This is a genomic window from Halopseudomonas phragmitis, assembly GCF_002056295.1.
GTDB lineage: Bacteria > Pseudomonadota > Gammaproteobacteria > Pseudomonadales > Pseudomonadaceae > Halopseudomonas > Halopseudomonas phragmitis.
On the sequence record NZ_CP020100.1, the window covers coordinates 1,339,728 to 1,353,358 of the forward strand.

12 protein-coding genes are annotated in these 13,631 nt (G+C 61.2%); 3 read left to right on the forward strand and 9 right to left on the reverse strand.

What is annotated here, in order from left to right; translation table 11 throughout:
• Window positions 1–96 precede the first annotated feature (96 nt).
• Window positions 97–2,457, forward strand: a complete 2,361-nt coding sequence (locus BVH74_RS06210) for a multiheme c-type cytochrome (protein WP_155121697.1) — start codon at window positions 97–99, stop codon at window positions 2,455–2,457.
• Here BVH74_RS06210 and BVH74_RS06215 read toward each other — a convergent pair.
• Entirely contained in the window at window positions 2,446–4,068 is a 1,623-nt protein-coding gene (locus BVH74_RS06215; RefSeq protein WP_080049225.1) for a methyl-accepting chemotaxis protein, read from the reverse strand. The genes BVH74_RS06210 and BVH74_RS06215 overlap by 12 nt on opposite strands.
• A gap of 158 nt (window positions 4,069–4,226) precedes the next feature.
• Between BVH74_RS06215 and BVH74_RS06220 the strand changes: the two genes are divergently transcribed.
• Together BVH74_RS06220 and BVH74_RS06225 are read left to right on the forward strand one after the other, a co-directional pair.
• Complete coding sequence (locus BVH74_RS06220) at window positions 4,227–5,201, forward strand: calcium/sodium antiporter (RefSeq protein WP_080049226.1); 975 nt, start codon at window positions 4,227–4,229, stop codon at window positions 5,199–5,201.
• A gap of 121 nt (window positions 5,202–5,322) precedes the next feature.
• Entirely contained in the window at window positions 5,323–6,045 is a 723-nt protein-coding gene (locus BVH74_RS06225) for a VC0807 family protein (protein WP_080049227.1), read from the forward strand.
• 101 nt (window positions 6,046–6,146) lie between these two features.
• Here the strand turns inward: BVH74_RS06225 and BVH74_RS06230 are convergent, their stop codons facing one another.
• The 8 genes from BVH74_RS06230 to BVH74_RS06265 all read right to left on the reverse strand — a co-directional run bounded on the left by BVH74_RS06230 (window position 6,147) and on the right by BVH74_RS06265 (window position 13,619).
• Complete coding sequence (locus BVH74_RS06230; protein ID WP_080049228.1) at window positions 6,147–7,271, reverse strand: aminotransferase class V-fold PLP-dependent enzyme; 1,125 nt, start codon at window positions 7,269–7,271, stop codon at window positions 6,147–6,149.
• An 84-nt stretch (window positions 7,272–7,355) separates the two neighbouring features.
• Window positions 7,356–7,862 (reverse strand): DUF4334 domain-containing protein, encoded by a 507-nt coding sequence (locus BVH74_RS06235; RefSeq protein WP_080049229.1) that lies wholly within the window; start codon window positions 7,860–7,862, stop codon window positions 7,356–7,358.
• Window positions 7,863–7,900: 38 nt separating this feature from the next.
• Window positions 7,901–8,506, reverse strand: coding sequence for a TetR/AcrR family transcriptional regulator (locus BVH74_RS06240; RefSeq protein WP_080049230.1), 606 nt, complete (start codon window positions 8,504–8,506; stop codon window positions 7,901–7,903).
• Between the two features lie 45 nt (window positions 8,507–8,551).
• Window positions 8,552–9,325 (reverse strand): hypothetical protein, encoded by a 774-nt coding sequence (locus BVH74_RS06245; RefSeq protein ID WP_080049231.1) that lies wholly within the window; start codon window positions 9,323–9,325, stop codon window positions 8,552–8,554.
• Between the two features lie 150 nt (window positions 9,326–9,475).
• Entirely contained in the window at window positions 9,476–10,345 is an 870-nt protein-coding gene (locus BVH74_RS06250) for an ABC transporter permease subunit (RefSeq protein ID WP_080049232.1), read from the reverse strand.
• Window positions 10,342–11,247, reverse strand: a complete 906-nt coding sequence (locus tag BVH74_RS06255) for an ABC transporter permease subunit (RefSeq protein ID WP_308417523.1) — start codon at window positions 11,245–11,247, stop codon at window positions 10,342–10,344. The genes BVH74_RS06250 and BVH74_RS06255 overlap by 4 nt, the downstream gene beginning before the upstream one ends.
• The gene (locus tag BVH74_RS06260) at window positions 11,244–12,380 is read right to left on the reverse strand and encodes an ABC transporter ATP-binding protein (protein WP_080049233.1); all 1,137 of its coding nucleotides are present in this window, start codon (window positions 12,378–12,380) and stop codon (window positions 11,244–11,246) included. Before BVH74_RS06260 ends, BVH74_RS06255 begins: the two co-directional genes overlap by 4 nt.
• Before the next feature lie 141 nt (window positions 12,381–12,521).
• The gene (locus BVH74_RS06265) at window positions 12,522–13,619 is read right to left on the reverse strand and encodes a polyamine ABC transporter substrate-binding protein (protein ID WP_080049234.1); all 1,098 of its coding nucleotides are present in this window, start codon (window positions 13,617–13,619) and stop codon (window positions 12,522–12,524) included.
• Window positions 13,620–13,631 lie beyond the last annotated feature (12 nt).

A 13,631-nucleotide genomic window follows, 5' to 3' on the forward strand; every position in this document is an offset into this window, starting at 1 on the left:
TTGCGTCAGCGCGCAAGATTTGCTGACGCCGGGCTGGACGCAGAGCCGTTGACCGGCGACCATGCCTGCAAACAATAACCCACAGGCATTCGGTTGATGGCTCATTCCAGCTGGTCACGCTCACTGGCCCCGATGCTGGCACTGTTGCTGCTGGGGCTGGCGATTGCCGGCTGGTGGTGGACCCAGAGCCCACGGTCGCCGGTAACGGTGTCCCAGCCCGAATCGGTGCCGGCCGACCCGGCCGCGGCTAACCCGACACCCTTGACCGCCGAGTTCGTCGGTAGCCAAACGTGCGCCAACTGTCACACCGAGCAGCACAGCGCCTGGCAGGCGTCCCAGCATGCCCATGCGATGGCCCACGCCAGCGTCGAGACGGTGCTCGGCAATTTCAACGATCAGCATTTCGACTATGCCGGTGTGCGCTCGCGCTTCAGTCAGCGTGACGGCCGTTTTTTCGTCAACACCGATGGTCCCGACGGCAGTCTGAGCGAGTTCGAGGTGCTCTATACCTTTGGCCTGGAGCCGTTGCAGCAGTATCTGGTCGATCTTGGCGCTGGCCGCTTGCAGGCGCTGTCGATTGCCTGGGACACGCGCCCGGCAGAGCAGGGCGGGCAGCGCTGGTTCCACATCTATCCGGATGAGGCGATCAGCCATCGTGACCCGCTGCACTGGACCCGGCCGAGCCAGAACTGGAACTTCATGTGCGCCGACTGCCATGTCACCGACTTTCGCAAGCAGTACGATGCCCAGAGCGACAGTTTCGCCAGCACCTGGGCCGAACTCGGGGTCGGCTGCGAGGCCTGCCATGGTCCCGGCAGCGCGCATCTGGCCTGGGCCGCTGGCGAACTGGAACATCAGGATCAGGGGTTGCTGCGCCAGTTCAGCGAGCGCCGCGACATGCACTGGCTGTATGAGCTGGAACGGGTCACTGCGCGGCGCAGTGTGGTGCCGGGCGAGCGCACTGAACAGGCAGTCTGTGCCCAGTGTCACAGCATGCGCAGCCAGGTGGCCGAAGGTTTTCAGCATGGCGGGTCACTGCTCGATCACTACCGCCCGGAGCTTTTGCGCGATCCGCTCTATCATGCCGACGGCCAGCAACGTGAAGAGGTCTTCATCAGCACCTCCTTTGCCCAGAGCCGGATGCATGCGGCCGGGGTCACCTGCAGCGATTGCCACGAGCCACACAGCCAGCGTCTGCGCGCCGATGGCAACGCACTGTGTGCTACCTGCCACAGCCCCAGGCATTTCGATCAGCCCAGTCATCATTTTCATTCGCCCGGCTCACCCGGTGCCCAGTGTGTCAACTGCCATATGCCGCAAACCACTTACATGGTCATCGACCCGCGGCGCGATCACCAATTGAGTGTGCCGCGTCCGGACCTGACCCTGGCGCTCGGCACGCCGAATGCCTGCAGTGGCTGTCATAGCGATCAGACGCCGGACTGGGCCGCGCAACATATTGAAAACTGGTTCCCCTCCGGCCAGTGGCGTCAGGCCCATTTCGCCAGCGCGTTCGCCGCTGCCGACGCCGGTGATCCGGCGGCCCAGACTGATTTACAGGCCTTGGTGCGAGATCCGGCGCTGGCCCCGGTGGTGCGCGCCAGTGCTACCCGGCGTCTGCTTCCCGGCACAGACCCGCAGGCCTGGACCCTGCTGGCAGAGCAACTGCGCAGTGATGATCCGCTGCTGCGCCAGGGCGCGCTGGAAGCGTTCGAAAATGCGCCGCAGGAGCCGCGTCAGCAGTGGTTGCCAGCGTTGCTGGAAGACCCACAACGTAGCCTGCGGGCCAGTGCCGCCAGGCTGCTGGCCGATGTGTTCTTGCCCGCGGTCGGGCAGCCGGCTTTCGCTCGGGCGCTGGCGGAGTACGAGGCTGAACTGGCACTGCATGCTGACCGGGCCGACTATTTGAACCAGTTCGGCCTGCTGCGTCTGCGCCAGGGCCGCGCCGGTGAGGCTGAGCAGTACTGGGATCAGGCGCTGCGCCGTGATCCGCAGCATAGTGCCAGCCGCCTCAATCTGGCCGACCTGTTACGGGCTCAGGGCCGTGAGCTGGCGGTTGACCGGTTGCTGCGTGATGGGCTGCTGGCGCAGCCGCAAGAGGGGCTGCTGCATTATGCGTTGGGGCTGTCGCTGGTTCGTCAGCAGCGTAGCGATGAAGCTATCGCCGCGCTACGCCAGGCCTATCGGTTGCGCCCTGAGGATCCACGCATGGGGTATGTGCTGGCCGTAGCACTGGAGCCGCAGCGTCCCGAGGAGGCCTTGAGCTTGTTGGCGCAGGCCAGCGAACGTCACCCGTTCGACCGCAACCTGCTGTGGGCCGGGGCCAGCTTCAGCGTCAGGCACCAACAGCTGGCGGCTGCCCGTGACTATGCCGAGCGGCTTTTGGCGCTGGAGCCGGAACACCCGGGGGCCCGGCAATTGCTGCGGCAACTGCCGGCGCAGGACTCAGGCCGATAGCCGGCTGGTCAACTGGTTGAGATCGCCTGACAGCCGTTGCAGACCCTGGCTGGCCTGGGTGGTTCGTTCAACATCATCCTGGTTGGCGGTGGCAATCTGAGTGATTTCGGTGATATTGCGGGTAATGTCCTCGGCTACGCTGGTCTGTTCCTCGGCCGCCGTGGCGATCTGCCGGTTCATGTCGCGAATGGATTCCACTGCCAGGGTGATCTGACGCAGACGGTCGCCGGCCAGATTGACCTGCTGCATGCCGGCCTCACTGCTGGCCTGCCCACTTTCAATCGCCTTGACCGCTTCGAGCGAACCTTGCTGAACGCTGTGAATGATCTGCTGGATTTCACTGGTCGAGGCGCTGGTACGCTGTGCCAGGGTACGCACCTCATCTGCCACCACGGCAAAGCCGCGTCCGGCTTCGCCGGCCCGTGCCGCCTCAATCGCGGCATTGAGTGCCAACAGGTTGGTCTGTTCGGCGATCCCCTGAATCACTTCCAGCACTTTGCCGATCCGGTTGCTGTCGCCTTCCAGGCGGCGGATCACGGCAGTGGTTCGCTCAATTTCCACCAGCATGCCTTGCATGGCGCTGATAGTGTGCTGCATCACCTGCTCGCCGGCCTGGGCGTTGTTGTCGGCCTGACTGGCGGCCTCTGCGGCCTGGGCGGCATGGCGTGCTACTTCGCCGGCGGTGGCCGACATTTCCTGCATGGCGGTCGCAACCTGATCGGTGCGCGAGAACTGGTCGCTGGTGCCGGTGGCCATGCGGGTGGCGATGGTGTTGAGTTCTCCACTGGCGCGATCCAGTTCCTGAGTGCTTTGCTGAAGGCGGTTGAAGGTGTCGGCGAGAAAACCGCGCAACTGGTTGGCCGCGCGGGCCAGGGTGCCTAGCTCATCACGTCGGTCACTGTTGATCTGCTGACCGAAGCGGCCCTGGCTGAGCAGCTCGACCTGGCGGATCAGGTGGGTGATCGGGTTGACCAAGCGGCGATTAACCAGCCATAGGCTGAGCAGGCCGACCGTCACCGCGGCTCCAACCAGAATCAGCACTGCGAGCCAAATGGCCTGATTGGCGCGCTGATTGATCTGAGAGGCTTCCGCAGTGGCGCGCAGGGTCAACTGATCAGCCAGGGCCTCCAGTTGCTCGCTGGTTGCCCGGTCGATACCGCGCACACCGCGGTCACCTGCTGCCGGGTCGGCACCTTCGGCCAGGAAGCTGCGCAGCCCCTCACGGTAGCCGCGACCCAGACTCTGGTGTTCCTGGCGTAATATCCCGATTTGCCGCAGGGTTTCACTGTCCAGCTCCAGCCTACTGATTTCGCCCAGTACGCGCTGAACTTCCTGTTCTTGGGTTTCGAACTGCCGCCAGTAACGCTCCTGCTCCTGGGGGTTGGCGCCGCGCAGCAGGACGTTCTTCCATTCCTGTACCTGGCTTTTGAACGCCAGGTTGGCATCGCCGATCAGCGCCGTGGCTGTCAGCGGGCCGTCGAGCAGGACACGGTAAGCCTGAAGACTGGAGGACAACACGCTGAAGCTGGCCAGTGATACCAGCAGCACCAGCACCAGACTGCCGCTCAACAACGCAAGGGTTTGGGTGCGTAAGGAGGAAGTCAGACTCATGATTGGATTCCTGTAGCAGGGAGCGAAGGGCGCGCAGCATACCTATAAACATCGAGGTTGTCTGATTATCGTCCACCGCTGGTGGTACTTAAGACCGCTGGTCGGGCTACCAGGCTTTGCCGCATAATGCCGACTTTTATCCGGGAGATGGATCGCTCATGTTGCTGGCTCTGGGTGCAGTGATTGTCGGACTGGCCTTGTTGGTCTGGAGTGCCGACCGGTTTGTCGATGGTGCTTCGGCAACGGCTACCCATGCCGGTGTGCCGCCCTTGCTGATCGGCATGCTGATCATCGGTTTTGGTACTTCGGCGCCGGAGATGGTGGTTTCGGCGCTGGCGGCGATGCAGGGCAATCCTGGCCTGGCGCTGGGCAATGCCTATGGCTCGAACATTGCCAATATCGGCCTGGTGATTGGTCTGGTGGCGCTGATCAGTCCGATTACCGTGCACTCTCAGGTGATTCGCAAGGAGCTGCCGATCCTGCTCGGGGTCACCGCGCTGGCCGGCTGGCAACTGCTCAATGGTCAGCTCAGCCGGCTGGATGCCTGGGTATTGCTGGCAGCGTTCTTTCTGCTGATGGGCTGGTCGGTCTGGCAGGGCATTCGTGGCCGTGGCGATGCCTTGGGCAGCGATCTGGAAGCCGAGGTCAAGGACCATGCCATGCCGCTGGGGCGGGCGCTGTTCTGGCTGTTGTTCGGCCTGGTCTTGCTGGTGGTCAGTTCGCGGATTCTGGTCTGGGGTGCGGTCAGCATCGCTCAAGGCCTGGGAGTCAGTGATCTGATTATCGGTCTGACCATAGTCGCGGTTGGCACTTCGCTACCGGAACTGGCCTCGTCACTGGCGGCGATCCGCAAGAACGAGCACGATCTGGCATTGGGTAACGTGATTGGCTCGGGCCTGTTCAATACCCTGGCGGTGGTCGGGATTGCTGCCGGGATCATGCCGTTGGCGGTTGAGCCGGCGGTGCTGTATCGCGACTGGGTGCTGATGGCTGGCCTGACTGTGGCGCTGTTTGCTATGGGCTTTGGCCTCAAAGGCCGGCAGGGGCGGATCAGCCGCCTGGAAGGTGGGCTGTTGCTGGCGGTGTATATCGGCTACAGCGGTTATCTGGTTTCAACCATCCTGAGTCCCTGAGCTCTGCAGTCAAAGCTTGAAGCATCCGGTATGACTTTTGGTCGGCTTGACTGGGGCTCAGGGGGCGGCCCCGTGTATCATGCCTCACTGAACAGCCTGGAGTGTGATTCCGTTGAGCGATATGACTGACAGTAGCCGCGCCACCCCGCAGCACAAACCCCGGCCGATGATCGACCTGCTGGTCAGCATCGTCATCCCTTCGGTGATTTTGATGAAATTCAGTGGCGAGCAGCACCTGGGGCCAACGCAAGGCCTGCTGGTGGCGCTGCTGTTTCCGTTGGGCTGGGGCCTGTTCGAGCTGGTGCGCTACCGCAAGTACAACTTCATTGCCCTGCTTGGGCTTATCAGCGTCGGTCTGACCGGCGGTATCGGCCTGCTCAAGCTTGATCCGCAGTGGCTGGCGATCAAGGAAGCGGCGGTACCAGGCATCATCGGCCTGGCAGTATTGATCTCGACCCGCACCCGCTATCCGCTGATTCGAACCCTGCTGTACAACAAGAAGGTGCTCAACGTTGAGCTGATCCACGAGCGTCTGGTCGAGCGCGGACTGGTCGAGGTGTTCGAAGCGCGTCTGCTCAAGGCCACTTATTTCCTGGCCGGCACCTTCTTCTTTTCCTCGACCATGAACTACATTGTCGCCAAATGGATCGTGGTCAGCCCAGCCGGCACCCAGGCGTTCAATGAAGAGCTGGGCAAGATGACCCTGGTCAGCTATCCGATGATCGCGATTCCGTCGATGATCATGATGATGCTCATCCTGTTCTACCTGTGGCGCACCATCCACGGCCTGACCGGGCTGAAGATGGAAGAGATTGTGGCCGAGCATCTGACCGAAAAAGCCTGAGAACCTGTGTACGACCTGCTGCGCGTCGGCCCTGCGTCGTTAAAAACAGGACTCTAGCTCGCTAGGTCGTTAAACAGGTTCTGGGTCAGATCAGTCTCAAACTACAGCGACTCCAGCGCCGCACGCAGGGTGGCGACGGTGCGGTCAGGGTTGTGCAGTTTGTCCAGCCCGAACAGTCCGATGCGGAAGGTGCGGAACCCGGCCGGCTCGTCGCACATCAGCGGTACACCGGCGGCGGTTTGCAGACCATGGGCCAGGAAGGCGCTGCCATTGTGAATACGTTCGTCGCCGGTATAGCTGACGACTACGCCCGGTGCGCCGAAGCCTTCGGCGGCAACACTCTTGAATCCTTTTTCAGCCAGCAACTGGCGTACCGCTTGGCCGAGCGCCAATTGCTCCTGCTTGACCTGGTCGAAGCCGTAGTCGCGGGTTTCCAGCATGGTGTCGCGGAACTGCTTGAGCGCATCGGTGGGCATGGTTGCGTGGTAGGCGTGGCCACCGTTCTCATAGGCTTGCATGATCTGCAGCCATTTTTTCAGGTCACAGGCAAAGCTGTTGCTGGTAGTGTCCTGGATCGCTTCAAGAGCGCGTTCGCCGAGCATCACCAGGGCGCTGCAGGGTGAGGCGCTCCAGCCTTTTTGTGGGGCGCTGATCAGGACGTCGACGCCGCAGGCCTGCATGTCGACCCAGACCGTGCCGGAGGCGATGCAGTCGAGTACGAACAGGCCGCCGACCTCGTGTACCGCATCGGCTACCGCGCGCAGGTAGTCATCGGGCAGGATGATCCCGGCAGCGGTTTCCACATGCGGGGCGAAGACTACGGCTGGCTGGTGCTTGTGGATTGCGGCCACCACCTCGTCAATCGGGGCGGGGGCGAAGGCACCCTGGTCACCGGCTTCGATCTGGCGGGCCTTGAGCACGATTTCCTCGGCCGGCAGGCGAGCCATTTCGAAGATCTGGCTCCAGCGGTAGCTGAACCAGCCGTTGCGGATCACCAGGCAGCGCTGATCCTGGGCAAACTGGCGGGCTACCGCTTCCATGCCATAGGTTCCGCCACCGGGTACTACGGCTACGGCGGCGGCGTTGTAGACATCTTTGAGGGTGCCAGAAATGTCGCGCATGACCTGCTGGAAGGTTTGCGACATGTGGTTCAGTGAGCGGTCGGTGAAAACCACCGAGTATTCGAGCAGGCCTTCAGGGTCGATGGCGGGAACCAGCTTGGACACGGGCATTCTCCGGATTCAGACGGACAAGACGCCCGGGCTTGCCCGGGCATTGATGCCACATCCTAACCTGATTTGCCGCAGGAATCAGTCCTGTTCGCGGCTCAAATGGAAGAAGAAGTCGGTCGGCTTGCCCTTGATGTCACCCAGACCGATGACCACCTCGTCATTGACCTTGCGAAAGTAGTCCATGATCGGTTGCTGGTCGTAGATCAGCGCCGCAGAAACCACTCCGGCGTATTTCATTTCACGCATCTGGGCCCGGCCCAGGCCCTCGAAGGTGACTACGGTGCCGTCCGGGCCATGGACCAGCAGGGGCTCGACATCGGTCAGGGAGTTGAAGCGCTTGCCGTACCAGTTGATCGGGTCCGGTTCAGCGCCGCCGTCGAATTTGCCGCCTTTCCAAGTACCGAGCATGAACTCGGGGCTGACCGGTTCGAGCTGCTCGAACAGCGGCATCAGCGTCTCGGCCGGGTAGGCCTGGCCGCTGGCGATCATCTCCAGCCAGCGCTGCTCCAGTTCATCAGCCAGGGCTGGGCTGCTCAGGACGGCACTCAGGCCGAGTGCGGTCAGGGTTTTGCGGGTCTTGCTCATGTCATGTCCTCGTGTTGTGACGGGGCATGAACGGACGGTCAACCGGTACACAGACTCCAGCAAGCATCACGGGCCGCATCGATGTCGGCCTGATCGAGCGTGATGTGGCCATCGCGCTCGCTCTTGATCAGGTGCACGAAGGCCCCCCAGACCAGTGACATCAACACTTCCGGCCGCACATCCTGGCGGAAGATGCCCTGCTGTTGCAGGCTGCGGTACTGGGCCAGTATCGGACGCAGGAGCTCGTGCTCCAGCGTGCGGCTGGCCTCGTCCAGATATGGACGATGGTCCTGCAGCTCAAGGAAACGATAGGCGTGCGGTGCTTCACGGGTGAAGGCCAGCATGCGCTGCCAGATCACATCGAACAGTTCTCGCGCCGGTCGGCTCAGGTCAAGGTCGCGGTACAGGCTCAGGTGCAGGGCCTGTTTTTCTTCGCGGAACAGTTCGTTGACCAGGGTTTCCTTGCTGTCGAAATACCGGTAGATGGTACCGGTGCCGACACCGGCCTGTTCGGCCAATACCGGCATCGGTACGCCATTGACACCACCTTCGGCAAAGACCTTGAGCGCCGCCTGAAGAATGGCGGTGCGCTTGTCCTTGATTCGTGGGCGGGGTTTGCGGGTAGCTGCTGAACGAGTATTCATTGGCGCATTCTACCTGCAATTGACCGTCTGTCCATCCCCTGGGTTTCAGGTGTAGAAGGTTTGGTAGGGCTGGAAAATGCAGATGTTGGTGCCGCCCATGGTGTTGCCGTCGGTTAACTCGGAAAAATAGGTAAAGGCGCTGCCGGCCTTGAGTTCGACCGGGATGCGAATCCGGTTGCGGTTCTTGCCGGCCTCCGGGTTGCTGAAGCGCTCAAGAAAGATGTTGTCCCACCAGTACAGGTTTTGCGGATCGAACTCCTTGCTGTTGCTGGCCTCGCAGATGCGGAAGACGGTCCAGCAATCGACGCCGCTCAGTTCCTTGAGCGAGTCGCAGGTCACTTCGACGCCGGTCAGCGCAGTGCCGGCCGGCAGCGGCTGGCACTGGCCGGGCTGATAGCTGGCCTTGAGCCGTTCGCGCTGCGGCAGATAGGCGGCCATCAGTTTGTCTGACGGGGCATTGTCCTGTACCCGGGAAATGGTCTTGACGCTGCCATCCTTGCACTTGACTTCGATGACGTACTCGCCGGGCTCCATGAATCCGCTGTAGAGGTTGATCATGTACCAGTGCGAGTTGGTGGTGCGGTCGAAGATATGGCCGTTGAGGTTGCTGATGGTATAGGGCTGGTTGGCGACTTCGGCCACGTAGCCGTTGGGGCCGCGGGCGGTGATGCTGTCGATCAGCTCATGCACCGGGTCGCCGCCGGTGGGATAGAAGGCGATCAGGAACTTGTGTTGTTCCTTGGGCAGCCCGGTGTTTTCGAAGTCCATGTAGACGTTGCAGGCCATCAGATCGTACAGCTCGACTTTACCTTGAGGCATGGTGTTCTCCTGGTTGTTGTGTTTATGAATGAATGTTCATTCAATATAGGAAGGGTAATCGCTGAGCCCGGGCTTGCCAAGTGTTTTCCTGACCAGAGGCTGTAAATGACAACGGGGCGCCAGGCGCCCCGTTGGGAGTTGAGCCGAGGCTCAGTTGCGGCGGCTTTCGACGACCGCTTTCCAGGTCACCGGATCATCTTCCGGCGGTGGCATGCGTGCGCGCTTGTCGGCACTGCGGATCAGGAACCAGGCCAGCAGGGTGAACAGGCCCACCGCCAGCAGGATCAGGCTGGCAATCGCATTGATCTCCGGCTTGACCCCCAGACGCACCGAGGAGAACACCTCCATCGGCAGAGTGGTGGCACCGGGACCGGAGACGAAGCTGGCCAGTACCAGGTCATCGAGTGACAGGGTGAAGGACAACAGCCAGCCAGCGGCGATCGACGGCGCGATCATCGGTACGGTGATCAGCAGGAAGGTCTTCCACGGCGGCGAACCCAAGTCCATGGCCGCTTCTTCGATCGACTGGTCGAGCTCGCGCAACCGGCCGCTGACGACGATGGCGACATAGGCGGTGCAGAAGGTGGTATGCGCGATCCAGATGGTCATGATGCCGCGCTCGGCCGGCCAACCAATCAACTGGGCCATGGCCACGAACAGCAGCAGTAGCGACAGACCGGTGATCACCTCGGGCATGACCAGCGGCGCGGTGACCATGCCGGAGAACAGTGTGCGGCCCTTGAAACGCTTGATCCGGGTCATCACGAAGGCGGCCAGGGTGCCCAGCGCCACCGCCGCGTTGGCGGTGTAGAAGGCAATCTGCAGGCTGCGTTTGACCGCATTGATCAACTGGGTGTTGTCCAGCAGGCCAACATACCAGTGCACCGACCAGCCGCCCCAGACGGTTACCAGCCGTGAAGCATTGAACGAGTAGATGACCAGAATGACCATCGGGATGTAGATGAACGCCAGCCCGACCCAGAGCATGATGGTGGAGAAACTGAAGCGTGAACTGTTCATGCGTTCTTCTCCATTTCCTTGGCCTGGTTATAGTGGAAGAAGATGATTGGAATAAGCAGGATCAGCAGCATCACGATCGCCAGCGCCGAAGCCACCGGCCAGTCGCGGTTGTTGAAGAACTCCTGCCACAGCACTTTGCCGATCATCAGGGTTTCCGGGCCGCCCAGCAGTTCGGGAATCACGAACTCGCCGACCACCGGGATGAACACCAGCATCGACCCGGTGATGATGCCGGTCTTGGACAGCGGCACGGTGACCTTCCAGAACGCCTTGATCTTGCTGGCGCCCAGATCCATGGCCGCCTCCAGCAGCGTGTCGTCATGCTTGACCAGGTTGGCGTATAGCGGCAGAACCATGAACGGCAGGTAGGCATAGACCACGCCGATATACACTGCGGTATTGGTGTTAAGGATCTGCATCGGGGTGCTGATCAGGCCCAGCGACATCAGGGTCGAGTTGAGCAGACCGTTGGTGCTGAGGATGCCCATCCAGGCATAGACCCGGATCAGGATCGCGGTCCAGGTCGGCATCATGATCAGCAGCAGAAACACCAATTGCTTGTCGCGCGGGGCTTTGGCGATGGCATAGGCCATCGGGTAGCCGAGCACCAGGCAAACCAGGGTCGAGTAGAAGGCGATCTTCAGTGAGCCCAGATAGGCCGAGAAATACAGCGCATCCTGGGTCAGGAACAGGTAATTGCCCATGTTCAGCACGATATTCAGCGACTGCTGGGCGTACTGGAAAATCGGCTCATAAGGTGGAATGGCAATGGCGGCCTGCGAGAAGCTGATCTTCAGCACGATGGCGAAGGGCAGCAGGAAGAACAGGAACAGCCACAGATAGGGAACGCTGATGACCCAGAAGCGTCCCCGCGGCAACAGTCTGGAGAGCATCTTGTTCATGAGTGCAGTACCACCCCGCTGTCATCGTCCCAGCTGACATAGACCTTATCTTCCCAGGTCGGGCGTGGGAGCCTGCGTTCGGAATTGGCGAAGAAGGCCTGGACGATCAGCCCGCTGTCGAGCTTGATGTAGTACACCGAATGGCCGCCCAGGTAGGCGATATCGTGGACCTTTCCGTGCGCCCAGTTGTACTCCTGCTCGGGCTTTTCGGTGCTGACCATGACCTTTTCCGGACGCAGGGCGTAGGTGATGCTTTTTTCCTGGGCGCGGGTGGTGATGCCGTGGCCGACATAGATTGGGCGATCCAGTTGCTGGCACTCGATGATCGCATGGTCTTCCATGTCTGCGGTGATCTGGCCCTCGAAGATGTTGACGCTGCCGATGAATTCGGCGACGTGACGGCTGGCCGGGCTTTCGTAGATGTCCATCGGGGTGCCGACCTGGGCGATCCAGCCCTGATGCATGATGGCGATGCGCTGGGCCATGGTCATGGCCTCTTCCTGGTCGTGGGTGACCATGATGCAAGTCACGCCGACCCGTTCGATGATTTCCACCAGCTCCAGTTGCATCTGGGTTCGCAGCTTCTTGTCCAGTGCGCCCATGGGCTCGTCGAGCAGCAGTAGCTTGGGCCGCTTGGCCAGTGAACGTGCCAGGGCCACCCGCTGGCGCTGGCCACCGGAGAGCTGATGCGGTTTGCGCCGGGCGTATTCGGTCATGTGCACCAGCTTGAGCATTTCTGCCACCCGCTCCTGGATTTCAGTCTTGGACAGCTTGTCCTGCTTGAGACCGAAGGCGATGTTCTGTTCCACACTCATGTGGGGAAACAGGGCGTAGGACTGGAACATCATGTTGATTGGCCGCTCGTAGGGCGGCAGGTTGGTAATATCCTGGCCGTCGAGCAGGACTCGGCCTTCTGTTGGTCGCTCGAAGCCGGCCAGCATGCGCAGCAGGGTGGACTTGCCGGAACCAGAGCCGCCGAGCAGGGCGAAGATTTCCCCGCGGTTGATGGTAAGGCTGACATCATCGACGGCCAGCGCTTCGTCGAAACGCTTGCTGACACGGTCGATCTTGACGAATTCATCGGGTTTTACCTTGGCCATGGCTTGCTTCATGGCACCTGCTGCACCAACCATAGGATTTCTCCGCTAACAGCTTTCTTATCTTTCTCTCGTTACCTGGCCCGTCATCATGCAGGCGGCGATGGAGATGGTTTCAGTTGAAAAGGCATGGCCTGACCGCGAGGGGGTTGCCAGTGGCAACCCCCTCGAGGTGGATCAACGACCGGATTTGATCCGGTTCCAGGAGCGCGTGATGATGCGCTGGCTGGCCAATGGCCGGGGCTTGGCTACATACAGATTGGCCATCACCTCTTCGGTCGGGTAGATCGACTCATCCGCCAGAATGTCGGCATCGACCAGTTCGTCAGCCGCCTTGTTCGGATTGGCGTAGGACACATAGTCGGTGATCGGCGCGATCACTTCCGGGCGCAGGATGTAGTTGATGAAGATGTGGGCGTTTTCGGCGTTCGGTGCATCCTTGGGGATCGCCATCATGTCGAACCACAGTGCGGTGCCTTCCTTGGGGATGGTGTAGCCGATGTTAACGTTGTTGCCGGCTTCCTCTGCGCGGTCGGCGGCCTGGAATACATCACCGGAGTAGCCGACGGCAACACAGATCTCGCCATTGGCCAGATCGGAGATATAGCGCGAGGAGTGGAAGTAGGTGACGTGGCTGCGCACGCTCATCAGCAGGTCTTCGGCCTTTTTCAGGTCGTCGGCGTCATTGCTGTTGGGGTCCAGGCCCAGATATTTGAGCGCGGAGGTGAGCATTTCATCACCGGAGTCGAGCATAGACACACCGCAGCTCGACAGCTTGCTGACCACTTCGGGGTTGAATACCAGGTCCCAGGAGTCCAGCGGCGCGTCTTCGCCGAGGATGGCGGTGACCTTGTCGATGTTGTAGCCGATACCGTTGGTGCCCCACAGGTAGGGGATAGAGTAGGTGCTGCCCGGGTCCACGGTTTCCAGGTCGTCCATCAGGGCCGGGTTGAGGTTGGCCATGTTGGGCAGCTTGCTGTGATCCAGCGGCAGGTAGACGCCAGCCTCGATCTGCTTGCTCAGATAGTGATTGGACGGCACCACGATGTCGAACCCGGAGCGACCGGTCAGCAGTCGCGCATCGAGCACTTCGTTGGAGTCGTACACGTCGTAGGTCACCTTGATGCCGGTCTCTTTCTCAAAGTTGGCAATGGTGTCCTCGGCGATGTAGTCCGACCAGTTATAGATCTTCAGCTCGCCAGCGGCCTGGGCTGCACCGGCGAACAGGCCAGCGGTGGCCAGGGCCAGCAACGTCTTCTGCATTGGTTGTTTCATGGTGTCTCCTGT